Annotated in this window: 20 protein-coding genes, 1 tRNA gene and 1 pseudogene; 13 read left to right on the forward strand and 9 right to left on the reverse strand. The window is 74.8% G+C overall.

Features of this window, described 5'->3' with window-relative positions; translation table 11 throughout:
* The first annotated feature begins 801 nt into the window (after window positions 1-801).
* The 4 genes from ABZ920_RS25025 (at window position 802) to ABZ920_RS25040 (ending at window position 5,453) form a co-directional block, all read left to right on the forward strand.
* Window positions 802-1,893 carry a CbiQ family ECF transporter T component gene (locus ABZ920_RS25025; RefSeq protein WP_361509210.1) on the forward strand — a complete coding sequence of 364 codons (1,092 nt, stop codon included), beginning with the start codon at window positions 802-804 and terminating at the stop codon, window positions 1,891-1,893.
* A complete protein-coding gene (locus tag ABZ920_RS25030) occupies window positions 1,890-3,791 on the forward strand; it encodes an ATP-binding cassette domain-containing protein (RefSeq protein ID WP_361509081.1) in 1,902 nt (633 codons plus the stop codon). Before ABZ920_RS25025 ends, ABZ920_RS25030 begins: the two co-directional genes overlap by 4 nt.
* Window positions 3,788-4,699 carry an ECF transporter S component gene (locus ABZ920_RS25035; protein WP_361509084.1) on the forward strand — a complete coding sequence of 304 codons (912 nt, stop codon included), beginning with the start codon at window positions 3,788-3,790 and terminating at the stop codon, window positions 4,697-4,699. Before ABZ920_RS25030 ends, ABZ920_RS25035 begins: the two co-directional genes overlap by 4 nt.
* A 337-nt stretch (window positions 4,700-5,036) precedes the next feature.
* A complete protein-coding gene (locus tag ABZ920_RS25040) occupies window positions 5,037-5,453 on the forward strand; it encodes a transglycosylase SLT domain-containing protein (protein ID WP_361509087.1) in 417 nt (138 codons plus the stop codon).
* A 254-nt stretch (window positions 5,454-5,707) separates the two neighbouring features.
* On the opposite strand, the gene ABZ920_RS25045 is transcribed toward ABZ920_RS25040, so the two are convergent.
* Window positions 5,708-7,750, reverse strand: a complete 2,043-nt coding sequence (locus tag ABZ920_RS25045) for a bifunctional glycosyltransferase 87/phosphatase PAP2 family protein (RefSeq protein ID WP_361509090.1) — start codon at window positions 7,748-7,750, stop codon at window positions 5,708-5,710.
* Between the two features lie 384 nt (window positions 7,751-8,134).
* On the opposite strand from ABZ920_RS25045, the gene proP reads away from it, so the two are divergent.
* Both proP and ABZ920_RS25055 read left to right on the forward strand, forming a co-directional pair.
* A complete protein-coding gene (gene proP / locus ABZ920_RS25050) occupies window positions 8,135-9,526 on the forward strand; it encodes a glycine betaine/L-proline transporter ProP (RefSeq protein WP_361509093.1) in 1,392 nt (463 codons plus the stop codon).
* A gap of 164 nt (window positions 9,527-9,690) precedes the next feature.
* Window positions 9,691-10,362 (forward strand): O-methyltransferase, encoded by a 672-nt coding sequence (locus ABZ920_RS25055; protein WP_361509096.1) that lies wholly within the window; start codon window positions 9,691-9,693, stop codon window positions 10,360-10,362.
* 3 nt (window positions 10,363-10,365) lie between these two features.
* Here the strand turns inward: ABZ920_RS25055 and ABZ920_RS25060 are convergent, their stop codons facing one another.
* Window positions 10,366-10,758 carry a hypothetical protein gene (locus ABZ920_RS25060; RefSeq protein ID WP_361509099.1) on the reverse strand — a complete coding sequence of 131 codons (393 nt, stop codon included), beginning with the start codon at window positions 10,756-10,758 and terminating at the stop codon, window positions 10,366-10,368.
* A 126-nt stretch (window positions 10,759-10,884) separates the two neighbouring features.
* Between ABZ920_RS25060 and ABZ920_RS25065 the strand changes: the two genes are divergently transcribed.
* Window positions 10,885-11,292, forward strand: a complete 408-nt coding sequence (locus ABZ920_RS25065) for a DUF1992 domain-containing protein (protein ID WP_361509102.1) — start codon at window positions 10,885-10,887, stop codon at window positions 11,290-11,292.
* A 434-nt stretch (window positions 11,293-11,726) separates the two neighbouring features.
* Here ABZ920_RS25065 and ABZ920_RS25070 read toward each other — a convergent pair.
* Window positions 11,727-11,969: pseudogene (locus tag ABZ920_RS25070) on the reverse strand (hypothetical protein); the annotation flags it as partial.
* A 416-nt stretch (window positions 11,970-12,385) separates the two neighbouring features.
* Entirely contained in the window at window positions 12,386-13,039 is a 654-nt protein-coding gene (locus tag ABZ920_RS25075) for a hypothetical protein (protein ID WP_361509105.1), read from the reverse strand.
* Window positions 13,040-13,184: 145 nt separating this feature from the next.
* Between ABZ920_RS25075 and ABZ920_RS25080 the strand changes: the two genes are divergently transcribed.
* Window positions 13,185-13,676, forward strand: coding sequence for a GNAT family N-acetyltransferase (locus ABZ920_RS25080; RefSeq protein ID WP_361509108.1), 492 nt, complete (start codon window positions 13,185-13,187; stop codon window positions 13,674-13,676).
* A gap of 131 nt (window positions 13,677-13,807) precedes the next feature.
* Here ABZ920_RS25080 and ABZ920_RS25085 read toward each other — a convergent pair whose 3' ends face one another.
* The gene (locus tag ABZ920_RS25085; protein ID WP_361509213.1) at window positions 13,808-15,892 is read right to left on the reverse strand and encodes an MFS transporter; all 2,085 of its coding nucleotides are present in this window, start codon (window positions 15,890-15,892) and stop codon (window positions 13,808-13,810) included.
* Window positions 15,893-16,051: 159 nt separating this feature from the next.
* Between ABZ920_RS25085 and ABZ920_RS25090 the strand changes: the two genes are divergently transcribed.
* Complete coding sequence (locus tag ABZ920_RS25090; protein ID WP_361509112.1) at window positions 16,052-17,575, forward strand: peptidoglycan-binding protein; 1,524 nt, start codon at window positions 16,052-16,054, stop codon at window positions 17,573-17,575.
* A gap of 153 nt (window positions 17,576-17,728) precedes the next feature.
* Here the strand turns inward: ABZ920_RS25090 and ABZ920_RS25095 are convergent, their stop codons facing one another.
* A complete protein-coding gene (locus ABZ920_RS25095) occupies window positions 17,729-18,388 on the reverse strand; it encodes an HAD-IA family hydrolase (RefSeq protein WP_361509115.1) in 660 nt (219 codons plus the stop codon).
* Window positions 18,389-18,554: 166 nt separating this feature from the next.
* Window positions 18,555-19,136 carry a TMEM165/GDT1 family protein gene (locus ABZ920_RS25100; RefSeq protein ID WP_361509117.1) on the reverse strand — a complete coding sequence of 194 codons (582 nt, stop codon included), beginning with the start codon at window positions 19,134-19,136 and terminating at the stop codon, window positions 18,555-18,557.
* Window positions 19,137-19,611: 475 nt separating this feature from the next.
* Between ABZ920_RS25100 and ABZ920_RS25105 the strand changes: the two genes are divergently transcribed.
* The 3 genes from ABZ920_RS25105 to ABZ920_RS25115 all read left to right on the forward strand — a co-directional run bounded on the left by ABZ920_RS25105 (window position 19,612) and on the right by ABZ920_RS25115 (window position 23,459).
* Window positions 19,612-20,256 carry an HNH endonuclease family protein gene (locus ABZ920_RS25105; RefSeq protein WP_361509120.1) on the forward strand — a complete coding sequence of 215 codons (645 nt, stop codon included), beginning with the start codon at window positions 19,612-19,614 and terminating at the stop codon, window positions 20,254-20,256.
* A 77-nt stretch (window positions 20,257-20,333) separates the two neighbouring features.
* A complete protein-coding gene (locus ABZ920_RS25110; RefSeq protein WP_361509123.1) occupies window positions 20,334-22,118 on the forward strand; it encodes an alkaline phosphatase D family protein in 1,785 nt (594 codons plus the stop codon).
* A gap of 687 nt (window positions 22,119-22,805) precedes the next feature.
* Entirely contained in the window at window positions 22,806-23,459 is a 654-nt protein-coding gene (locus ABZ920_RS25115; RefSeq protein ID WP_361509125.1) for a VTT domain-containing protein, read from the forward strand.
* Window positions 23,460-23,795: 336 nt separating this feature from the next.
* Here the strand turns inward: ABZ920_RS25115 and ABZ920_RS25120 are convergent, their stop codons facing one another.
* On the reverse strand, window positions 23,796-24,029 hold the full coding sequence (locus tag ABZ920_RS25120; protein WP_361509128.1) for a DUF2277 domain-containing protein: 234 nt from the start codon (window positions 24,027-24,029) through the stop codon (window positions 23,796-23,798).
* A 170-nt stretch (window positions 24,030-24,199) separates the two neighbouring features.
* Between ABZ920_RS25120 and ABZ920_RS25125 the strand changes: the two genes are divergently transcribed.
* A complete protein-coding gene (locus tag ABZ920_RS25125) occupies window positions 24,200-24,550 on the forward strand; it encodes a hypothetical protein (RefSeq protein WP_361509131.1) in 351 nt (116 codons plus the stop codon).
* Between the two features lie 90 nt (window positions 24,551-24,640).
* Here the strand turns inward: ABZ920_RS25125 and ABZ920_RS25130 are convergent.
* Window positions 24,641-24,712: transfer RNA gene (locus ABZ920_RS25130), tRNA-Val, on the reverse strand.
* Between the last annotated feature and the right edge of the window lie 46 nt (window positions 24,713-24,758).

A 24,758-nucleotide genomic window follows, 5' to 3' on the forward strand; every position in this document is an offset into this window, starting at 1 on the left:
CCCCAGGACGCCGCAGGCACGAACGCGGCCCAGGACCCCGCGGACACGACCGACCCCCAGGACCCCGCGGACACGAACGACCCCCAGGACGCCGCAGGCACGAACGCGGCCCAGGACCCCGCGGACACGACCGACCCCCAGGACCCCGCGGACACGAACGACCCCCAGGACGCCGCGGACACGAACGACGCCGAGGACCCCGCGGACGCGAACGGGGCCCGCGGCGCCGCCACGGCGGGGACTCGCGGAGCCGCATCGGCCGCGGGTCGGGACGCCGTGGCCGGCACCGCTGCGTCCCCGGCCCGCCCGAACCCGCCGGCCGGACACCCGCACCCCGTACCCGGCACCGGCGAGGCGCCGGTCCCCCCGCCCGGGCCCGGCCACGAGCGCCCCTGCGCCGCCCGCGACACCGACGCCTGCACGCAACCGGCCCACCCGGCCGGGGCCGACGAGCACCCGGACGCCGCACCCCGCACCGGCAACGGGGGGCCGGTCCGGCCGGCCGCGGCGGCCCGGCACCCGCGCCCGGCAGCCGATACCGACCAGGTGCAGGCCGGCCCGGTCGGAGGCATATCCGGCGCCCGCGCCGCGCGCCGCCGTACCGCCGCCCCGGCCGGGCGCCCGGAGGGGACCCGCGGTGCCGTGACGGCGCGGCCGCGCCCGGTGCCGCCGGGCCGGTGCTCGCAGGACGCGCGCGGCGCCGGCCCGGCAACCGGCCGACCGGCCGCGACGTCCCGGGGAACCGCCCGGGCCGCCCGTCCCGCCGGTGTTCCCGGGCGCGGTGTCCGGGGCCGGGCCGGTGTGCACGCCGGTGCCTGGTGGGTGTGGGCCCTCGCCCTCGGGACCGCCGCGACCCGTACCACCAACCCGCTGCTGCTCGCGCTGCTGCTCACGGTCTCGGCGTACGTCGTCGCCGCCTGCCGGCCGGACACGCCGTCGGCCCGGTCGTACACCGCCTTCCTCCGGCTCGCGCTCGCCGTGCTCCTGGTCCGGCTGGCCTTCGCCGTCGTCCTCGGTTCGCCGATCCCGGGCACGCACGTCGTCGTCACGCTTCCCGAGGTGCCCCTCCCCCACTGGGCGCAGGGCATCCGGCTCGGCGGCAGGGTGACCGCCGAGGGTCTCGTCTTCGCCCTCTACGACGGCCTGAAGCTGGCCACGCTGCTCGTCTGCGTCGGCGCGGCGAACGCCCTCGCCGCCCCGGCCCGCCTGCTGAAGTCCCTGCCGGGCGCCCTGTACGAGACGGGTGTCGCCGTGGTCGTCGCCCTCACCTTCGCCCCGCACCTGGTCGCCGACGTCCGTCGTCTGCGGGCCGCCCGGCGCCTGCGCGGCCGCCCCGACCGGGGCCTGCGCGGGCTGCTCCAGGTGGGGCTGCCGGTCCTGGAGAGCGCACTGGAGCGCTCGGTCGCCCTGGCCGCGGCGATGGACGCGCGCGGTTACGGCCGTACGGCCGAGGTGCCGCCCGCCGTCCGCCGCACCACCGGTGCCCTCACCCTCGGCGGGCTGCTCGGCGTGTGCGCCGGGACGTACGGCCTGCTCACCGCCGAGGGCGGCACCTACGGACCGCCGGTCCTCCTCGCCGGGCTCGTCGCCGCCCTGGCCGGCCTCCGGCTGGGCGGCCGCCGCTCCCCGCGCACCCGCTACCGCCCCGACACCTGGAACGCGCGGGCCTGCCTGGTCGCCGGATCCGGTGGAGCGGTCGCGGCCGTGCTGGCCCTCGCCGCCGCCCGCGACCCCGAGGCCCTCCACCCCGGGGTCGTGCCCCTGGCCGCACCGGGGCTGCCGCTGTGGCCCGCGGCGGCCGTACTCGTCGGGCTGCTCCCCGCGTTCGTCGCGCCCCCGCCCGAACAACCCGCCGTTCCGCAGGAACCCGCACCGACCGAGGAGCCGTCGTGATCCGCTTCGAGGACGTCTCCGTGACGTACGACGGGGCGGCCGGACCCACCGTCCGGGACGTGGACCTGGAAGTCCCCGAGGGCGAACTCGTGCTGCTCGTCGGCCCGTCCGGCGTCGGCAAGTCCACCCTCCTCGGCGCGGTCGGCGGCCTCGTCCCGCACTTCACGGGCGGCACCCTGCGCGGCCGTGTCACGGTGGCCGGCCGGGACACGCGCACCCACCGGCCGCGCGATCTCGCCGACGTCGTCGGCACGGTCGGCCAGGACCCGCTGGCCCACTTCGTGACGGACACCGTCGAGGACGAACTCGCCTACGGCATGGAGTCGCTGGGCCTCCCCCCGGCCGTGATGCGGCGGCGCGTCGAGGAGACCCTCGACCTGCTCGGCCTCGCCGGCCTGCGCGACCGGCCCATCGCCACGCTCTCCGGCGGGCAGCGGCAGCGGGTGGCGATCGGTTCCGTCCTCACCCCGCACCCGAGGGTGCTCGTCCTCGACGAACCCACCTCGGCGCTCGACCCGGCCGCCGCGGAGGAGGTCCTCGCCGTGCTCCAGCGCCTCGTGCACGATCTCGGCACGACGGTCCTGATGGCCGAGCACCGGCTGGAGCGGGTCGTCCAGTACGCCGACCAGGTCGTCCTGCTGCCCGCACCGGGCGCCGCCCCCGTCGTCGGCGCCCCGGCGGACGTCATGGCCGTCTCCCCGGTGTACCCGCCGGTGGTCGGCCTGGGGCGCCTGGCGGGCTGGCGGCCGCTGCCCCTGACGGTCCGCGACGCCCGGCGCCGCGCGGCGGACCTGCGGGAGCGGCTCGCCGGGACCGGGCAGCGCGGGCCGGACGACGCCCCGGCCACCCGGCCGGCCGCAGCCGTACCGGACACCCCGGACCGCCGGCCCGCCTCCGCCACCCCGGCCCGACCGACCCGACCCACCCCGGACACCCCGCCCAGACCGACCGAACCCGTACCGGACACCCCGGACCGGCAGCCCGCCTCCGCCACCCCGGAGGACCCGGCCTCCCGTACGCCCGGAATCGGGCCCGGGGCGCCCTGCCGTACCAAGGGGACGCCAGGGCGCCGGTGGGCCTTCCCCCGTCTGCGCCGCGGGCGGCCCGCCGCCACCGCCGAGCCGGCGGGCGCCGCGGCGGCCCCCGCGCACGCCGCCGACGTGCGGGCCCTCGCCGTGCGCCGCGGCCGGGTCGACGCCCTGCGGCACGTCGACCTGGCCGTCGCCCCGGGTGAGACGGTCGCCCTGATGGGCCGCAACGGCGCCGGCAAGTCCACGCTCCTCAGCACCCTCGTCGGCCTGCTCGCGCCCTCCGCCGGCGAGGTCCGGGTGGGGGGCGCCGTCCCGCACCGCACCCCGCCCCGCGACCTGGTCGGCCGCGTCGGCCTCGTCCCGCAGGAGCCGCGCGACCTGCTGTACGCCGACACGGTCGCCGCCGAGTGCGCCGCCGCCGACCGGGACGCCCAGGCCGCACCCGGCACCTGCCGCGCCCTGGTCGGCGAGCTGCTGCCCGGCATCGCGGACGACGTCCACCCGCGCGACCTGTCCGAGGGCCAGCGGCTGACGCTGGCGCTGGCCGTCGTGCTCACCGCCCGCCCGCCGCTGCTCCTGCTGGACGAGCCGACGCGCGGCCTCGACTACGCGGCGAAGGCCCGCCTGGCCACGATCCTCCGGGCCCTGGCCGCCGAGGGGCACGCCATCGTGCTCGCCACGCACGACGTGGAACTGGCGGCCGAGCTGGCCCACCGGGTGGTGCTGCTGGCCGACGGCGAGGTGATCGCGGACGGCCCGACGGCCGAGGTGGTCGTCTCCTCGCCGTCGTTCGCACCGCAGGTGACCAAGATCCTGGCCCCGCAGCAGTGGCTGACCGTGGCCCAGGTGCGCGAGGCCCTGGCATGACCGGCACCCCGCGGCCGGCCGACGACGCCCCGCTGCCGACCCGCACCGCCCGGCGCCGACCCCACGCCGCCCGGCCGCCGGCTCACCCCGCCCAGCGCCAGGTACGCGCCGTGCGGCTCGGTCCGCGCTCCCTCGCCGCCCTCGCCCTCGTCAGCGCCGTCGGCGTCGCCGCTTTCGGCTGGCCCTTCCTCGCTCCGCCCGGCTCGCAGCTCGGCGCCCACGCGCAGGACGCGCCCTGGCTCTTCGCGGGCCTGCTCGTCCTGCTCGTCGCGGTGGTCGCCGCCACGATCGCCGAGTCCGGTCTCGGACCCAAGGCCGTGGCCATGCTCGGGGTGCTGGCCGCGACGGGCGCCGCCCTGCGCCCGATCGGCGCGGGGACCGCCGGCATCGAGCCCATGTTCTTCCTGATGGTGCTGAGCGGACGCGTCCTCGGCCCGGGCTTCGGGTTCGTGCTGGGCTCCGTGACGATGTTCGCCTCCGCCCTGCTGACCGGCGGCGTGGGGCCCTGGATGCCGTTCCAGATGCTGGCCATGGGCTGGTTCACCATGGGCGCGGGCCTGCTGCCGGGCCCCGACCGCCTGCGCGGCCGCGCCGAACTGCTGCTGCTGGCCGCCTACGGCTTCCTCGCCGCGTTCGCCTACGGCACCGTCATGAACCTCCAGGGCTGGCCCTTCCTGGGGCTGGGCGCGTCGTCGATCGCCTTCGATCCGCACGCCGCCGTCACCGCGAACCTCGCCCGCTTCGTCGCGTACTGCGTGGCCACCTCGCTCGGCTGGGACCTCGGCCGGGCCGTCGTCACCGTCGTCCTGACCCTCGTGCTCGGGCCGGCGGTCCTCAGGGCGCTGCGCCGGGCCACGCGCCGGGCCGCTTTCGAGGCGCCGGTCACATTCGACGCACCCGCACCGTGAGGTGACGTGCGCCCGCGGTGACGGGCCCGGTGAGGCCGCGCACATGACGCAGCTCACCTACGAAGCGGAACCGTAGCCGGACGCTCGTGGCATGCACACGCCATTACCCGCGCCGACCTGGACATTGAGACGCCGCTCACACAGGCGACCTATCCGTCGAATGCGACCACAACTAGTAAAAGGGGTGCTTGCGGACATATTCGCCGACTGCTTCTCTGGACCACGTCGCAGGGCGCCACGGACCACACGGACCGCGGCGCCCACGCATGAACCGGCCACGCACCGCCTGGCCGCCGAGTGCCCGCGACGTTCCCGTCCCCCACGCAAGAGGATCTCTGTGACCGTCTCCGTCATCCGCCGCATCGCCACCCCGAAGAAGGCCTTCACCACCGCCGCCGTGGCCGCAGCCGCCGCCGGCATGGCCCTGTCCGCAGCTCCCGCCCAGGCCGCCTCGGGCGGCTCCGGCGCCAGCGCTCAGGCGATCGCCCGCCAGATGATCCCGGACGCCGCGCAGTACAACGCCTTCAGCAAGATCGTCGACCACGAGAGCAGCTGGAACGTCTCGGCCACCAACGCCTCCTCCGGCGCCTACGGCCTGGTCCAGGCCCTGCCGGCCTCGAAGATGGCCTCCGCCGGCTCCGACTGGAAGACCAACCCCGCGACCCAGATCAAGTGGGGTCTGGACTACATGAACTCCCGCTACGGCAGCCCGGTCGACGCCTGGAACTTCTGGCAGGCCCACGGCTGGTACTGAGCCACCGGCAGAACAACGTGAGGTCCGACGGCACACCCACGAAGTGAGCCCCCTCACCGCACAGACGCGAAGGCGGCGGCCCCCGATCCCCTGGGCCGCCGCCTTCGCATGTCCGCGGTCCCCGTCCTCGGCGCCGCCCTCGCCCTTCCCGCGCGCCCGCACGAGGCATCGGCGTCCGCACGCCGGCGCCCCGCGCAGCACTCGCGCACGGCAGACGGCCGGCGGCCGGGCGGCTGCGGGCGCTCCCGCAGGCATCAGCCCGGCATGGGGTCCTTCTCCCGCACCGCGGCCGGTTCCTCACCGGCCGCGGCCGCGGCGGCCGTCACGGCCCGGACGCGCGGCCCCTGGAGCAGGTACGTCAGCCCGAAGCCCGCGCCGACCACGGCGGCGCCGCCCACCGCGTCCAGCACCCAGTGGTTGCCCGTGGCCACGATCGCCGAGACGGTGAACAGGGGGTGCAGCAGGCCGAGCGCCTTCATCCACCCCTTCGGCGCGACCACCGCGATCACCAGCCCGCACCACAGCGACCAGCCGAAGTGCAGGGACGGCATCGCCGCGTACTGGTTGGTGACGGCCGTCAGCGTGCCGTAGTCCGGCTTCGAGAAGTCCTGGACGCCGTGCACCGTGTCGATGATGCCGAGGGCCGGCATCAGGCGCGGCGGGGCCAGCGGGTAGAGCCAGAAGCCGGCCAGGGCGAGCAGGGTGGCGAAGCCGAGGGAGGCGCGGGCCCAGCGGTAGTCGGCCGCGCGGCGCCAGTACAGGACGCCGAGCACGGTCAGCGGGACGACGAAGTGGAACGACTCGTAGTAGAAGTCGAAGAAGTCCCGCAGCCAGCCGGCCCGCACCACCGCGTGGTTGACCGCGTGCTCGATGTCGATGTGCAGGAACCGCTCGACGGACAGGATCTGCTCGCCGTGCCGTTCGGCCCGTGCCCGGCCGCCGTCGGCCGCGAGCCGGACCTGCTGGTAGGCGGCGTAGGTGACGCGGATCAGCAGCAGTTCGAGCAGCAGGTTCGGGCGGGTGAGGACCCGGCGCAGGACGGGCGCGAGGGGGACGTGCCGGAAGCGGGCCGGCACCGGCGGCGCGTACCGCGTCGGGACGGGCGCGCGGTAGTACGCGGACTCGCGGGTCAGGAACGGCAGGGCGGTCGCCGCGGCCAGGGCGGCCAGCAGGACGACGTTGTCCCGCAGCGGGTGCAGCGCCGCCACGTTCGGCAGCATCATCTTCGCGGGCAGCGTCATCACCAGCACGACGGCCACCGGCCACACGTACCGGTCGGAGGCGCGCCGGCCGACCCGGCCGACGACCGCGAGCAGCACCCACAGCAGCTGGTGCTGCCAGGCGGTGGGCGACACGGCGATCGCGGCGCAGCCGGTGATCGCGACCGCGAGCAGCAGCTGCCCGTCCCGGGCGTAGCGCACGGCCCGGCGCACCCCGAGGACGGCGACGACCGTGCCGAGGGCCAGGAACAGGGCGACCTCCAGCGGCCCGGTCAGCCCGGTCCGCAGCAGGGCGCCGTGCAGCGACTGGTTGGCGAGCGCGTCGGCCCGGCCGCCGAGCCCGACGCCCGCCATGTGGTGCACCCAGTAGGTGTGGGAGTCGTGGGGCATCGCCGCCCAGGCGAGCACCGTGCACACGGCGAACGTGGCGCCGGTGCTCAGTGCGGCGCGGCGGCGGCCGGTGAGCCACAGCAGCGGCGCGAACAGCAGCACGGTGGGCTGCAGCGCGGCCGCGAGGCCGATCAGCGCGCCGCCGGCCCGCTGCCCGCGCACGGTGAAGCAGCCGAGCAGCACGAGCAGGACGGGGATGATGCTGGTCTGGCCGAGCCAGAGCGTGTTGCGCACCGGCAGCGACAGCATGAGCAGGCTGACCGCGACGGGTGCGGCCAGGAGCGAGGTGCGGCGGCCGACCGGCTGCGGCAGCGCGCGGACGGCGATCAGGCCGAGCGCGGCCACCAGCACCAGCGTGCCGAAGGTCCAGCCCCAGCCGAGGGCCTGCTCGGCGGCCCTGGTCAGCGGTTTCAGGACGAGCCCGCCGAAGGGGGTGCCGGTGAAGCGTGTCGAGTCGTACAGGGATCCGTTGACGTGCAGGACGCCGTCCGGCCCGACCCAGGTCTCCAGGTCGGTCAGCCGTTCCCCGCGCGGGGTGGCCAGGACGACGGCCACCTGCCGTATCGCCAGGAGGCCGGCTATCAGCCACAGGCCCAGCCGGGCCGCGCCCAGCCGGTCCCCGGCCGTGTCGGCCGCCGCCGTCCCGAACGCCCCGGCCGGTCCCCCGCTGTGCTCCACGTTCGCCACGCCCCGTCGGCCTCCCGCCCCGTTCGTCCCGCGCGCCGCGCACGCGGGATCCCTCCGCGAACCCTAGGGGATCGCACCACCCCCGGTGAGAGACGCGGACAACCCCCGGTTCACCTGACATCCGCTCGCCTTTTGTCCGGATGACCATAGTGCGGAGGCGGTCCGGTTGCGCCTCCGGGGCGCGAGAAGCATCACAGTGGCCCGTGCACACGGGCGCACCGGGCGAGCGAGAGTGCCTGCATATCCCGCATTTAGCTGCATACCGCAACAACAGGCTACGGAAGGTGAGGGCAGTTGGCCTCGTATGGTCGGTTTTCGGCCTACCTTCCATCGCTGCCGGGTGGGTCGTTTCCCCGTCCCCGTCGAAAGGTAGGCGAGCGCGTCTTGTCGGCTGCCAGCGTCACCGCTTCCCCTTCCCTGTCCCTCGCGAAGAACTCCGACCCGACCGTTACCGACCCGGCACTCGTCCGGCGCGCCGTGAAGGCCGCCGCGCTGGGCAACGCGATGGAGTGGTTCGACTTCGGCGTCTACAGCTACATAGCGGTGACCCTGGGCAAGGTCTTCTTCCCCACCGGCAACCCGACCGCGCAGCTGCTGTCGACGTTCGGCGCCTTCGCCGCGGCGTTCCTGGTCCGTCCGCTGGGCGGCATGGTCTTCGGACCGCTCGGCGACCGTGTCGGGCGCCAGAAGGTGCTGGCCATCACGATGATCATGATGGCCGTGGGCACCTTCGCCATCGGCCTGATCCCGTCCTACGCGGTGATCGGCGTCGGGGCCCCGCTGCTCCTGCTGGCGGCCCGGCTGGTGCAGGGCTTCTCCACCGGCGGCGAGTACGCGGGCGCGTCGACCTTCATCGCCGAGTACGCCCCGGACAAGCGGCGCGGCTTCCTCGGCAGCTGGCTGGAGTTCGGCACCCTGGCCGGCTACATCGGCGGCGCCGGCCTGGTCACCCTGATGACGGTCCTGCTGTCCCCCGACGACCTGACGGCGTGGGGCTGGCGGATCCCGTTCCTGATCGCGGGTCCCATGGGCATCATCGGCCTGTACCTGCGGATGCGCCTGGAGGAGACCCCGGCGTTCGCGGCGCAGGCCGAACAGGCAGCCCGGGCCGGGAAGGCCGGGGCGGCCCGGCGGAAGGTGCGGGTCCGCGAGATGGTCACGGGCCAGTGGAAGGCGATGCTCCTGTGCGTCGCGCTCGTGCTGGTCTACAACGTCACCGACTACATGCTGCTGTCGTACATGCCGAGCTACCTGACGAGCGAGCTGAAGTACGACGAGACGCACGGTCTGCTGGTCGTGCTCGGCGTGATGGCCCTGATGATGATCGTCCAGCCCTTCGCCGGGGCGCTGACCGACCGCGTCGGCCGGCGTCCGGTGATCGCGGCCGGCTGCGCCGGCTTCCTGGCGCTGTCGGTGCCGGCGCTGCTCCTCATCCGCGAGGGCAGCCTGGCGGCGGTCGCCCTGGGCATGGGCGCGCTGGGCCTGCTGCTGGTCTGCTTCACCGCCTCGATGCCGGCCGCCCTGCCGGCCCTGTTCCCCACCCGGGTCCGCTACGGCTCGCTCTCGATCGGCTTCAACGTCTCGGTGTCGCTGTTCGGCGGCACGACCCCGCTGGTGGTGACGGCGCTGATCGGCGCGACCGGCAACGTGATGATGCCCGCCTACTACATGATGGCCGCGGCGGTGATCGGCGGCGCGGCGGTGTGGTTCATGGCGGAGTCGGCGGGCCGCCCGCTGCCGGGGTCGCCCCCGTCGGTGGAGCAGCCCGCGGGCTGAGGCTCCCTCCGCGGGTCCCGGACCTCGGTCCGGGACCTGCGGTGTCGGCAGGGCGACGCACGAAGCCGTATGGCCGGAAAGGCGCCGACAGAAGGCGGGTGTCCGGCTAGATTCGTCAGGCCGCTAGTTAGCGACTCTAACTAGACACACGAAAGGCCTGATACATGAGCGACGCGCAGCTCTGGAAAGACGTCGACGCCTGTTTCACCGCCCTGCTCTCCCCGGAGGACGACGCCCTGCGGGCCGCTCTGCGGGACAGCGACGCGGAGGGCCTGCCCCACATCAACGTCGCGCCGAACCAGGGCAAACTCCTGCAGCTCCTCGCCCGGATCCAGGGCGCCCGGACGATCCTGGAGATCGGCACGCTCGGCGGCTACAGCACCATCTGGCTCGCCCGCGCGCTGCCGTCCGACGGCCGGCTGATCAGCCTGGAGTACGACGCCCACCACGCCGACGTCGCCCGCCGCAACCTCGCCCGCGCCGGCCTCGACCGGATCGCCGAGGTCCGGGTGGGTCCGGCCCTGGAGTCACTGCCCGAGCTCGCCGACGAGAACCCGCCACCCTTCGATCTGGTCTTCATCGACGCCGACAAGGTCAACAACGCGCGCTACCTGGACTGGGCCCTGCGGCTGACCCGCGCGGGCAGCCTGATCGTCCTCGACAACGTCGTCCGCGGCGGGCGCGTGACCGACCGGGACAGCGCCGATCCGAGCGTGCGCGGGACCCGGTCGGCCCTGGAGATGATCGCGGAACACCCGCGCCTGGACGGCACCGCGGTGCAGACGGTGGGGTCCAAGGGGCACGACGGTTTCGCGCTGGCGCGGGTGCTGCCGTAGGGCTCAGACCTCGTGGTAGAAGCCGACGTTGATGCTGCGCGGGCTGGTGCGGTCCTGGACGACGATCTCGCCCTGGCCGCCCCGGGGCAGCGGGACGGTCCCGCCGTAGACGAGGGGCTGGGTGTACTCGCCGATCGTCAGGCGCACCTCGGAGGACGGATCCGCCTGCGACCCGCGCAGCCAGGTGAGCTGCCAGGTGCCCTCGGGACCGCACAGGAACTCCAGGTGGACACGCGAGACGAACAGCCAGTCGTCGGGTGTCACCAGTCGGCACACGGCCCGGTCCCGGCCCACCCGCAGCACGGCGCCCGGGTCGCTGGGCGCGTCGGCCATCAGCATCCCGGCCGTCGCGCCCGCGTCCGTCCCGGACACGGATGCCATGGTGAGTTCCAGCACGTGCGCTCCTCACGATTCGGGCGCCCGAGTCTCGGCTGCGCCAACGCCGTTGGCGGAGCGCCGGGTTGGCACACCGCGGCGGCATGATAAATCGCCCGGCCCGGGCACGTCCGGCACAATGGACACATGACCGAGCGTAAACCCCCGGGCGTTCCGTTCGAGTCCTTCGTCGACAAGCAGATCCGTGACGCCCAGGCACGCGGCGAGTTCGACCGCCTGCCGGGCGCGGGCAGGCCCCTGCCGGACGAGTCGGCCTACGACGAACTGTGGTGGGTCAAGCGCAAGATGGCCCGCGAGGGAATGTCGGTCCTCCCACCGACGCTCGCCCTGCGCAAGGAGGCCGAGGACGCGCTCACGGCGGCCTACGCGGCACCCTCGGAACAGGCCGTCCGGAAGATCATCACCGAGATCAACAGCAAGATCCTCGACATGATGCTCAAGCCACCCCCCGGCCCCCCACTGGGCCTGAAGCGGTACGACGTCGAACAGGTGGTAACCGACTGGCACAACCGCCGGGCGACCGGTCAGCGGTAACCACAGCCCCCCGCAATCGGCCATCCGCCCCCACAGCCACTCCCCGTACGGCAGGGCGCGTCCGGGGGCGCCCGCCGCACGACAGCCAGCAACGCAGGGCATCCGCAGCCACCCGCGAACTGCAGGGGCCGTGTCGGGGGCCCGCCCGCAGCCGCGCAGGGCATCCTGCGTCACCGCACCCGCCCCCACCGCACCCGCACCCGCCCACGGACGGCAGGGGCCGTGTCGGGGGGTGTCCGCCCGCAGCGGCCGGCGCGTCGACCCCGGTGCGCCGGTGAGCGACGGCACTCGCGCCGGTCCGAGGACGGACACCCCCCGGCGCGGCCCCGACCCACCCACGACGGGGCGCTGCACAGCGACCGCATCACGCGCTGCACGGCGAACGCGCCCGGTGCCACGCCCGGCGACCGGGCGTGGCACCGGGCGCCGCGCCGTCAGATGTGGAGCAGCCGGTCGGCCAGCTCCCGGTAGTCACGCAGCGCCAGCCGAAGCTGCTCCGTGTCCGGGGTCGTCGCGGACTTGCCCGAGTCCGCAGCCTGCCAGGCGGCCCGCAGAGTGCGCCGCCGCCGGGTCAGGGCCTCCGCGAGGCGATCGGCCAGCTCCTCCACGACACGATCCGCCTCCTCCACGGCGTCCCTGGGGGCGTCCACGAACCCGGTGACGGCATGCCGCAGACGTCCACCGAACGCATCGCACTCGTCCCGCGCCAACAGCGGCGACGAGGTGGCCCCACCCTCATCCACCGCGCCGGGAGTTCCGCCAGGAGCCCCGGCAGCAGTCCCGGCGGCAGTCCCGGCAGAGACCGCACCGTGCGCCCCCTCGCCCCCCGCCTCGGTCTCCCGGCCGACGACCGCAGCCGGAACCCCATTGCGGCCGTGCTCGGTCTCGCGGCCCGCATCGGCGGCCCGGTCCTCCGCAGCCGCCCCGTGCAGACCGCTCCGTTCTTCCGCAGGCAGCCCGATCCCGGCAGCGGCCGTCTCGTGACCGGTCGCGTCCCCCACCGGCCCGGCGCCGGTCACCGGGTCACGGCCCGGAGCCGTCGTCCTGTCCTCACCCGGCGTGTCCTTTCGCGGCGTCACGTCCGCCATCTCACTCACCCCTCCTTCACGTGGCGACGGTTGAAGCCCCACGACGCACGGTGGGCCCGCCCGTCGTCGCGGGCCACCGTGCGGTGGCCGCCGGCCGCGCGGTCCCCCGAGTCCAGCAGCTTCTCGAACAGCGCGCGGGCCCCGACCATGGACTCGCGCAGTTCCTCGGTGCCCGGACGGCTCTCCTCGGCGCCGTCGACGGGCGCGTGCGCGGCGCGGTGCACGCGCCGGTAGCCGTGCACGTGATGCGCGTGGTGGACGGACAGAGCGGCGAGCTGCTCCTCGTACTGACCGCCGCCCGGGAAGCCCCGGACCTCGGCCAGTTCGGCGACCAGCCGGTCCGCCTCGGCCACCGCCTCCCGCGGCGAGTCGACGAACCGCTCCTGAGCGGCCGTCCAGCGCGCCTCGAACCGCTCGCGCTCGGCCGGCTCCAGCGGCCGCTGACGCAGCCCGCCGTGCCGCTCGACACGTGCGGCGAGCTCGCGCTCGGCGGCCTTGGTGTCGCCGTCGTGCCGGGCCACGGTCCGGTCGTACTCGGGACCGAAGCGCCGCTTGAGGCTCTGCCCGCCGCCGCTTGCGCGACTACGCAGCATCAGTGCGGCCGCCACGACGACGACCGCGACGATCACGATCAAAGCGATGATCAGGCCTGTGGACATGAATGCCTTCCGGATGTGGTCGGCCCAACTGGCCGGTTCTCCCATCGGGTTGCCCGGAAGGCAGGCGACAAACGGCGACCGGACGGGGTGGCGGGGCCGGTATTCGGTTGCGGACCCGGCCCGCAACCGCCCGACAATGCCGGCCATGACCTGGACGATCTTCCCCGAGCCGTACGACTCCCCCGTCGCCGCCGCCCTGTGGCGGGCGTACTACACGGAGGTGAGCGACCGCTGGTACCTGCTGCACGAGGGACGCCACACGGACCCCGACGAGCTGGAGCGGGAGATCGCCCGGCAGCCGGGCGCCGACCTGACCCCGCCGGGCGGGCAACTGCTGGTCGCCCGGTACGACGGCACACCCGCCGGCGCCGCGGGCGTCCGTCTGCTGGACGCGGCGACCGCCGAGCTGACCCGCGTCTTCCTGAAGACGTCGGTGCGCGGCCGGGGCGGTGCCGCGCTCCTCGTCGCGGCCGCCGAGGAGGCCGCCCGGGCACTCGGCGCGCGGCGGATGATCCTGGACACCCGGAGCGACCTGGTGGAGGCCCGCGCCCTGTACGCGCGGCTCGGCTACGCGGAGACCGAGCGCCACAACGACGACCCGTACGCCGAGCACTGGTTCACCAAGCCGCTGCACTGACCGACCGGGGCGCCCGGCGCACCGCACGACACGACCCACCCGCCCCGCACCGCACGAGGACCGCGCACACCCCCCACCCACCACGCACCGCACGAGGACCGCGCACACCCCCCACCCACCCGCCACGCGCCTCAAGAGAACCGCGACACCGCCCGCCCGTCGTGCGGCCGCTCCGCGTCCGAGCCGCACAGCTCCGCCGTCAGCTCCTTCACCAACTGCGCCAGGTCGGTCGGCCGGTCCGGCCCCCACCAGTCGCCGAGCAGTTCGGCGAGCGAGTCCTCCCGGGCCCGTGCCAGCCGGTCGGCGACCTCCTCCCCCGCGGGCGTGAGGACCAGGTCCAGGCCCCGGCGCTCGCCCAGCCGCCGCTCCTCGACCTGGCGGGCGGCCGCCAGGACGGCGCCCAGCGGGACGGGGCCGCGCTCGGCGAGCACGGCCGGCTCCACCCAGCCGTACTTCCTGGTGCGCAGCAGCATCCAGCTCGCCGCGGGCAGCAGGTCGTAGCCGGCCCGCTCGGTGATGTCCCGGTAGATCTGCCGCCGTCCCTCGCGCGTGCCGAGCACGGACAGCGCACGGCAGACCTCGTCGTACGACGACCGCTCGACCGGGTTGGTCACGAAGGTCTCCGTGCCGTCCGGCGCGGTGACGGAGCCGCGCAGCTTGTCCTCCTTCAGGAACCACGCCAGGACGAAGCCGGCCGCGGCGACGGGCGCCGCGTACAGGAAGACGTCGGTGATGGCGGAGGCGTACGCGCTCAGGGCCGCCGGGCGCAGGGCGGGCGGCAGGGCGGCGATGCCGCGCGGGTCGGACTTCAGGGCGTCCGCGGAGGCTCCCGGCGGCAGCGAGGCGCCCGCCAGGGCGGCGGCGAGCTTGTCGCCGAGGCGGCCGGCGAAGAGGGTGCCGAAGATGGCCACGCCGAAGGAGGCGCCGATGGAGCGGAAGAAGGTCGCGCCGGACGTGGCCACGCCCAGGTCCTCGTACGAGACGGCGTTCTGCACGATGAGCACCAGCACCTGCATGACCAGGCCGAGTCCCAGGCCGAAGACGAAGAAGTAGCCGCTGATCTCGGCGTTGGAGCTGTTCTCGTCGAGCCGGTGGAGCAGCAGCAGGCCGATCGTGGTCACCGCGGTGCCCGTGAGCGGGAAGACCTTCCAGCGGCCCGTACGGCTGACGATCTGCCCGGACCCGGTCGAGGCCAGCAGCATGCCGACCACCATCGGCAGCATGTGCACGCCGGACATGGTCGGGGACACCCCGTGCACGACCTGGAGGAACGTCGGCAGATAGGTCAGCGCGCCGAACATGGCGAAGCCGACGATGAAGCTGACGACCGCGGACAGCGTGAAGGTGCGGATGCGGAAGAGCTTCAGCGGCAGGACGGGTTCGGCCGCGCGGCGCTCCACGGCCACGAAGGCGACGGTGAGAACGACGGACAGCACGGCGAGACCGACGACCTGCGGCGAACCCCAGCCCCAGGTCGTGCCGCCCAGCGAGGCGATGAGGACCAGGCAGGTCGCCACGGCGGCGATGAGGAAGGTCCCGAGGTAGTCGATGACGTGGCGGGCCGCCCTGCGCGGTATGCGCAGCGCGGTCGCGATCACGGCGAGGGCGACGATGCCGACGGGGACGTTGACGTAGAACACCCAGCGCCAGCTCAGGTGCTGGGTGAACAGCCCGCCGAGCAGGGGGCCGAGCACGCTCGTGGCGCCGAACACCGCGCCGAAGAGCCCCTGGTAGCGGCCCCGGTCACGGGGCGGGACGACGTCGCCGACGATGGCCATCGACAGCACGATCAGCCCGCCGCCGCCGAGGCCCTGCAGCGCCCGGAAGACGATCAGCTGGGGCATGTTCTGCGCCATGCCGCACAGCGCCGAACCGATCAGGAAGATGACGATCGCGGTCTGGAACAGCTTCTTGCGTCCGTACTGGTCGCCGAGCTTGCCCCACAGCGGAGTCGCGGCGGTCGAGGCCAGCAGATAGGCGGTCACCACCCACGACAGGTGCTCCAGGCCGCCGAGGTCGCTGACGATGGTCGGCAGCGCGGTCGACACGATCGTCGAGTCGAGCGCCGCCAGCAGCAGGCCGAGCAGCAGGGCCCCGATGGAGACGAGGACGTTGCGGGACACCGGTCCCGTACCGCTGCCGTCCCGCGACGGCGGCGCGGGGGAGGGATGTGCGTCCCGCAGTTTCCCCGTGATGCCCTGCGCATCCCCGGCCATGAAGACCTCCCGCGGCTCTTGTGACATCTCCCATCGTGATCGGTGTGAGCCGTTATGGCCTGTTGAGACCTTCCGGAGGCCGCCATTCCGGGGGCTTCGCGGGGAGGTTGTGCGGAAGATCTGCATAATCCTTGAAACCGCAAGGAAGGGGAGGGACGCGTGCAGCAGCCGGAGGGGCACGTCTGCCCGGAGTGCGGGGCGTCCAGGGGCGCGGACAACACCCCGTCCTGCCCTTGCGGGCAGCGGATGGCGGACGCCCTGCGCGACGCGCGGACGGCCGAGGCCGCCGCGGCGGAGGACTTCAATCCGCTGCGCATCAGACCGTACGTGGACATGACCGCCGGGATCACCGAGGAAGCGGAGGCGTCCGGCACGGACACGTCCGACACGTCCGGCACGGACGCGTTCGGCGCGGGAGCGTCCGGCACGCAGGCGTCCACCCCGGATGCGCCCAGCGCACACACGCCGGTTGCGGAGGCGTCCCACGCCCCGGGTGCGGCGGAACCGGCGTCGGGTGCGGCGGAACCGGCGCCGGACGTGCTGCGGGCGGCCGCAGGCGCGGACGCGCAGACGGCGGGCGCGGGAATCGTGGTCAGGGAGACCGGAATAGCGGGCACCGCCCGGAAGACGAGCGAGGACGCGGGCACCGGAACCACCACCGGCGGCGCGGGCACCAGGACCACCACCGACAGCGCGAGCGCCCCAACCACCACCAGCGGCCCCGACGCCAGGACCACCACCGACGGCGCGAGCACCGGGACCACCACCGGCGGCCCGGACGCCGACACCGTCATCGGCACGATGGTGGACGCGGCCGGCGGCCCGGCGGCCGTCGGGCACGCCCCCGAGGGTGACCCCGAAACCCGGCCCCTTGCCGCGATCGGCGCCCCACTGCCGCCGGATACCACCGCCCCACCGCTCCCCTCTCCGCCGACGGCGGCACCGCGCACCGGAGGCCTCACCGTCCTCGGGCCGGGACACGCGGGCGCGCCGGGGCACGTCGACCGCCCCGGTACCGGGGACCCCCACGACCACGCTCATGATCCGGCGGCCGGCACCGCGCCCTCCGGTGACGGGGCCCGGCGCGGCGGCGGCCGGAGCCGCCGTACCGCCCTGCTCGCCGTGTCCGGGGCCGTGGTCGCCGTGACCGCCGTGGCCGGGTTCGCGAGCGGGCTGCTGTCGTACGAGTCGCCGGCGCGGGACGGAGCGGCGCCCGAGGAGGTGCGCCCCGGCGTCCCGGACGCACCGACGCCCTCACCGTCGTCCCCGGCGCGGGCCGGCGGCACGTCCCCGCCGTCGGCGTCCGCGCATCCGTCGCCGTCCGCCAGTGCGAGCCCGTCGCAGTCGCCGGTCCCGTCGTCCTCGGCGTCGAGCGCGCCGCCGTCCGCGTCCCCCTCCGCGTCCGCCGGACCGGCCGGGCCGGCCGCGACCGCCGGCCCGACGGAGACCGTGGCCGCGCCCCCGGTCCTGCGCCCCGGCGACCAGGGCCCGGAGGTCACCGAACTCCAGCTGCGGATGCGCCAGCTGTACCTGTACATGGACGAGGCCGACGGCCACTACGACCAGCAGCTGGAGAGCTCCGTGCGCACCTACCAGTGGGCCCGCGGCGTCCGCACGGACGAACCGGGCGTGTACGGCCCCGCCACGCGGGCGAGCCTGGAGTCGGAGACGTCCGAGCCGTAGGCGACCGCCCACGGAGCCGGTGATCGCCCCATGGGGCCTCCCCACGGAGCGATCACCGGAGAACGGCCCGGGGCACTGGATCACCGGGTGACCGGATGTCCCGTCGGCGGCCGCCGACGGGTGCCACGGACGAGCGGGGACGCCGGCCCCGGCTCAGCCCACGTGCAGGCGGACCGTCCCGTCCGCCGCGGCCTCCACCCGTACCTTCGTCAGGTCGCCGACCAGCGCGTCCGGCCGGTGGACCGCGGCGCGCGGGCCGACGCCGACCACCCTCATCCCCGCGGCGCGTCCGGCGGCGATCCCCGCGCCGGAGTCCTCGAAGACCACGCAGTCGGCGGGCGCGACGCCCAGTTCGGCGGCGCCCTTGAGGAAGCCCTCGGGGTCGGGCTTGCTCGCGCCGACGGACTCCGCCGTGACCCGCACGTCCGGCAGCGGCAGGCCGGCGGCGGCCATCCGGGCCGTGGACAGCGCGACGTCGGCGGAGGTCACCAGCGCGTGCGGCAGCCCCCGCAGGGAGGCGAGGAACTCCGGGGCCCCGGGGACGGGGACCACGCCGTTCATGTCCAAGGTCTCCTCGGCGAGCATGCGCGCGTTCTCGGCGAGGTTCCGCTCCTTCGGGCGGTCGGGCAGCAGCAGCGCCATCGACGCGTGTCCCTGGCGGCCGTGGACGACCTTCATGACCTCGTCGCCGTCCAGCCCGTGCCGGTCGGCCCAGCGGCGCCAGACCCGCTCGACGACGGCGTCGGAGTTGACCAGGGTGCCGTCCATGTCGAGCAGGAGGGCGCGGGCGGTGAGCACGGCGGTGGCCGTCATCGGCAGCTCCAAGGCGCGGTGAGGGGCGGAGGACGGGCCCCGGGAGGGACAAGGCGGCCCCGCCCGCCGGTCAGGGAGAACGGGCGGGAGCCACTTTGTTTCTCTACGGTACAAAACAAGGCCGCATCCCGCCACCGCACCCCGGAGTGTTCACCTTCCGTTCGGCTCAGCCCGCCACGGCCTCGTACAGGCTCCACACCCCGAGAGCCGTCATCAGCAGCGCCGCGATCTTGGTGATGAGCCCCAGCGGCACCCGCCTCATCAGGGCCTTACCGCCGACGATGCCGATTCCGGCCACCGCCCACAGTCCGAGCACGGCGCCCAGGCCGACGGAGAGCGGGCTGTCGTACCGGGCCGCGAGGTTCGCGGTCATGATCTGGGTCAGGTCACCGAACTCGGCGACGAGGATGAGCATGAAACCGGTCCCGGCGACCTTCCAGAAGGACTGCCCGTCCGGCGTGCGGGTCTCCTCCTCGCCGTCGCCCTTGTGCAGCAGGAGCATCGCCGCGCCGCCGAGGAACAGCACGCCCGTCAGCGCGTGGACGATCCGCTGCGGCAGGAGCGTGAGGACACTGCCGGCGGCGACGGCGAGCACGACGTGCACCAGGAAGGCGGCGGCGACACCGGCGAAAACGTACGAGGCGCGGTAGCGGGTGCCGAGGACGAGCCCGGCGAGAGCGGTCTTGTCCGGGAGCTCGGCCAGGAACACCAGGCCGAACGTGAGCGCCAGGACGCTGAGACTGATCACGATTCCTCAATCGGTCGGGGCTGCCCGCCGAGAGCGCTGCGAACGCGATGGGAAACCTCGGCACGGCAGCACACGGAAGGCCCGCGCCGTACGGCTCGGGCATGCACTGCTTGCCGAAGGTCTCGCTGGCCGGCCCCGTGGAACGAGGCCTGCCTCCGGGCGCCGGCTCAGACGAGCTGAGCAGTATGTCGACGGTCCGGCGAAGAGCTACTCCCCTTCTGCGCGCTCCATGGTACGCGACCGCCCGCGGTTGCCCGCCGGCCCGGTGAGCTGCGGCATCCACCCGTGATCCACGCCGTCCGCGCCCCGGGCCGGCCCACCCCGCTGTGAAGATCCCGCGAACGGCTTCCGCACACCTCTTGTTGCGTCATGTACGCGTCATTAGGTTCTCACCCGACGCACACCCCACCGCAACACGGCGTCGCGAGCATTCCCCTGCTCGTGACCACCACCCCAGATCCCCACGGGAGTTCGCATGCCGAAGTTCTACGCGCGTCGACGGGCCGGAGTCCTGGCGGCCCTGACCGGGCTCATAGCGTCGGTCGGGCTGCTCAACGGCCCGACCGCCTCCGCCGCGCTCCCCACCCCGGTCAGCGGGTCCACCGCCCGCACCTACCTCGCCTCGCTCACGGTGACGGCCGAGAACCGCACCGGCTACGACCGCGACCTGTTCCCGCACTGGATCACCGTCAGCGGCACCTGCAACACCCGCGAGACCGTCCTCAAGCGCGACGGGTCCGGCGTCGTCACCGACTCCTCCTGCGCGGCCACCAGCGGCAGCTGGTACTCCCCCTACGACGGCGCGACCTGGACCGCGGCCGCCGACCTCGACATCGACCACCTCGTCCCGCTCGCCGAGGCGTGGGACTCCGGGGCGGGCAAGTGGACCACCGCGCAGCGCCAGGCCTTCGCCAACGACCTGACCCGACCGCAGCTCATCGCCGTCACCGACGACGTCAACCAGGCCAAGGGCGACCAGGACCCCTCGACCTGGGTGCCGTCGCGGACCGCGTACCTGTGCACCTACGTCCGGGCCTGGGTCCAGGTGAAGTACTACTACGGCCTGTCCGTCGACTCCGCGGAGAAGAGCGCGCTGCAGGGCTACCTCGCGAGCTGCTGACCAGGGGGTTTCCCCGCCGCCCGCCGTCGTTCCGTACCGTACGGGGCGACGGCGGGGCGACGGAGAGGGGATTCGAGATGGTCCGACTGCGCCTGGGACCACTCCTGCGGTACGTCGACGGCACGTCGGCGACCGTCTGGGTCGAGGCGAGCCGTCCGTGCACCGCCAAGGTGCGCTGCGCGGACGGTGCCGGCGGGGAGGCCCGCACCTTCCAGGTCGAGGGCCACCACTACGCGCTGGTGCCGGTGACCGGGCTGACGCCGGGCACGACCGTGCCGTACGAGGTCCTGCTCGACGGCGTCCGCGTGTGGCCGCTGTCCGACGCGCCCGGGGAGTCCGCGGAACCCGGCGGATCCGGGGCGCAGGAGCCGGGCGGACCCGGCGCGCAGGAGCGGGGCGGGCCCGGCGCGCAGGAACCCGAGGCGCAGGAGTCCGGCTCGGCGCGGAACGACGGGCACCGGGCGTTCCCGCCCTCCGTCATCCGCACGCCCGCCGAGGGGGACGAGCTGCGCGTCGTCTTCGGCTCGTGCCGCTGGGCCGCGCCCCCGGCCGACGGCAAGGACCGGGTCGGCCCGGACGCCCTCGACACCCTGGCCGCGCGGATCGCCGCCGCCCCGGACGGCGAACGCCCGGACGTGCTGCTGCTCCTGGGCGACCAGGTGTACGCCGACGAGACCTCCGACGCGACCCGGCGCCGGCTGGCCGCCCGCCGCGACCTGACCGAGCCTCCGGGCGGGGAGGTCGCCGACTACGAGGAGTACACCGGCCTCTACTACGAGTCCTGGCTGGACCCCGAGGTGCGCTGGCTGCTGTCCACCGTGCCCAGCTGCATGATCTTCGACGACCACGACGTCGTCGACGACTGGAACACCTCCGCCTCCTGGCTGGCCGACATGCGGGCCACCGACTGGTGGCAGGAACGGCTGCTCAGCGGCCTGATGTCGTACTGGGTGCACCAGCACCTGGGGAACCTCTCGCCGGACGAGCTGGCCGCCGACCCCGTCTACGCGGCCGTCCGGGCCACCCCCGACGGCACCGGCGTGCTGCGCGCCTTCGCCGCCGGGGCCGACGCCGACCCGGCGTCGGCCCGCTGGAGCTACCGCCGCGACTTCGGCCGCGTGCGGGTGGTGATGGTCGACTCCCGGGCCGCCCGCGTCCTGGACGAGGGCAGCCGGGCGATGCTGAACTCCGAGGAGGCGGCGTGGCTGCGCGAGCAGGTCCTGGACCGCCCCGGCTCCTGCGACCATCTCCTGATCGGCACCTCCCTTCCCTGGCTGCTGCCGCACCTGGTGCACGACGTCGAGGCGTGGAGCTCGGCGCTGTGCCGGGGGGACCGGGGCGCGCGCTGGGCGCGGATCGGGGAGCGCCTGCGCCGGGGGGCCGACCTGGAGCACTGGGCGGCGTTCCCCGACTCCTTCACGGACCTGGCGGACCTGATCGCCGAGGCCGGCTCGGGACCCGGGGCACCGGCGACGGTGTGCGTGCTGTCCGGGGACGTGCACCACGCCTACGTCGCCGAGCCCGCGTGGCGGCCCTCCGCCGGACGAGGCTCCCCCAGTGCCCGCGTGCTGCAGCTGACCTGCTCCCCCGTCCACAACTCCGTACCGCTGTCGATCCGGCTCGGTTTCCGCTTCGGCTGGAGCGCGGTGGCGCGTGCGCTCGGGCGGCGGTTCGCCCGCCACGGGCGGTGCTCCCGGCCGCCGGTGACCTGGCGCAGGACGGCCGGGCCCTGGTTCGGCAACCAGCTGATGACGCTGACCCTGAAGGGCCGCTCGGCGCGGCTGCGCCTGGAGAAGGCCCAGACCGAGGAGGGCGGGCGGGCCCGGCTGACGACCGTGTGGACGTCCCGGCTCACCTCCTGAACGGCCCCGGCGACCGGCGACTGCTCCGCCGACAGCGACCCGCGTGCGGTGTGCGGCGGTGATCCGGACCCTTCGCCGGCGCTCCCGTCCTGCTCGGGCCGGGCGGTCCCGTTCGGCTTGAGCCTGGCGGTCCCGTCCTGCTCGGGCCTGGCGGTCCCGTTCGGCTTGAGCCTGGCGGTCCCGTCCTGCTCGACTTGGCGCGCTCCCGTTCGGCTTGGTACCGGCCCTCCCAGGCCCAAGGCTTCCGTTCGGCTCGCGAACTCGGGCCCGGCGCTCCCCTCCTGCTCGGGCCTGGCGGTCATGTCCTGCTCCGGCCTGGCGGTCCCCTCCTTCTCGGCTGGCGCGCTCCCGCCCTCCTCGGGCCCGGCGCTTCCCCCTGCTCAGACCCGACGCTCCCGTCCTGCCCACGCCCGGCCGCCCTCGCCGCCCCGAGCGGCACGGGGGACGCGTACACACGCGGCCGCCGGCGGGCGGTCCGGCTGGGCGGTGGCGGGCGGGCTGGCGGTCCGGCGCGGCGCGGGGACGGGCGGGCTGCCGGGTGAAGGGACCGTGTCGAACACGAGAGCCCCCGGTGAACTCCCCGCGCCCCAACCGGCGTACGCTGTATGGCTGTCATCAGGCCGCCCCCGCCGCTCCCCCGCGACGTCGCGGCAGGTCCGGTCCACGGGGGGCGTCACGGGAGCATCGGTGCTGGAGAGTCTCGGGGGAGTGGGGTCGCTCACCGGCACTCCGTGGATCTACGCGGTGGTGGCGCTGTCCGTCGTCCTCGACGTCTTCCTGCCGGTCCTGCCCAGCGGCGTCCTGATCGTCACGGCCGCCACCGCGGCGGCCGCGGGCACGGGCGCCGCGACGGGGCACGTCCCCCACGGCGTCCCCGGCGTACTGGCCCTGACCCTGTGCGCGGCCACCGCGTCGGTGCTCGGCGACCTGGTCGCGTACCGCCTGGCCTGGCGCGGCGGCGAGCGTCTGGACCGTGCGATCTCCCGCTCGCGCCGGCTGAGCACGGCGCAGAAACGACTCGGTGCGGCGCTGTCCCGGGGCGGTGGCGCCCTGGTGGTCCTGGCCCGGTTCGCGCCGGCCGGACGGTCGGTGGTCTCCTTCGGTGCCGGTGCCGCCCACCACCGCGTCCGCGACTTCCTGCCCTGGTCCGCTCTGGCGGGGCTGTCCTGGGCCACCTACAGCGTGGCCCTCGGCTACTTCGGCACCCAGTGGCTGGGGGCCAGCTGGCTGGCGACGGCGGTGTCCGTGGGTGCGCTGTTCGCCGCCGGCTCGGGTGCCGCGTTCCTGATGCGCCGGACACCCCAGCCGGCCGAGGCGCCGCAGCCGGCAACGGCTGCGTAATGGGCCACGGCTTCGCAGTGGGCCGGGGCGCAGTGGCCGGGCGGGGCGCAGTGGCCGGGCGGGGCGCAGTGGCCGGGCGGGCGGCGTCGTGGCCGGCCACAGCAGCGCCGTAGGAGGCGAGGCGTCGTAGCCCCGCGACGCCCAGTGTGCCGACCGAGGCGTCGTGACCGGCCGGCCGGCGTAGTGGCCGGCCACAGCGCCGCAGCGGGCGACGCGTCGTAGCCCGCCGAGGCTCCGCGTGGGGCGGCCGGGCAGCCGCAACCCGGCGGGCCCACGCGGCATCCCGTCGCCCGGGCCCACGCGGCATCCCGTCGGCCGGGGCCGGGCCGCGCCCGGCTATCCGGCCGCCCGCCGCGCAGCCTGCCCGCGCACCTCCAGCCCGGCCAGCAGCTCCGCCGTGGCGTCCGCGATCGACTCCACGGCACGGTCGAAGACCTCCTGGTTGTGGACGGCGGGCGCCCTGAAGCCGGACACCTTCCGCACGAACTGCAGCGCGGCCGCCCGGATCTCGTCCTCCGTGGCCTCCTCGGGCAACGCGGGCGGGCGCAGGGTCTTGATGCTCCGGCACATGCCCCCAGTGTCCTCCAGGACGGCGGCCCCGCCCAGACGGCGCCGCGAGGCAGCCCCGCGACCGCGTCCGGCGTCTCGCCGGTCGCCCGGCGCCCGGCGGCTCCCACCCGTTCGCATGAACTGCCGTGCGAAACTCGCGCCCCTAATTCGAACAGGCGTACCATTGCGCCGTGGCTACGACCTATGACTTCCCCAGTGACCTCCGCGCCGGTCAGGAGGAGCTGCATCAGGTCCGGGCCGAGCTGTCGGCCCTGCTCAAGCGGCTTCCCTGGTCGGTCGAACCGCTCGACGGCTTCAGTGACGAAGGCGGCTGGCGCAAGGTGGAGCGGCCCGCGTCCCCGGGCTGGACGCCCGACGAACAGGCCGAGGTGGAGAAGCTGCGCCGCCGCGAGCACGAGCTGGCGGTGTTCGTCAGCACGCACCGGTACTGGTCGGAGCTGACCGGCGGCGACGGCGTGGAGGCCCGCAGCCGGCTGAAGCACGCCCACGAGGCGCCCACGGACGGGGACGCGCAGACCTGAACGCTGCGGGGCGGGACGCCGGAACCGCCCCGGCACGGCGAAGGCCCAGGCTCCCACCCGGGTACCTGGGCCGCGCACGTACTTCCTCGGTGGGCGCGGACGGTTTCGAACCGCCGACATCCTGCTTGTAAGGCAGGCGCTCTACCCCTGAGCTACGCACCCGAGACGAGTGGACAGCCTACATGCCCCGGGCCACTGCCCCGCAAAC

The sequence above is a fragment of the Streptomyces sp. NPDC046831 genome (genome assembly GCF_040645305.1).
GTDB lineage: Bacteria > Actinomycetota > Actinomycetes > Streptomycetales > Streptomycetaceae > Streptomyces.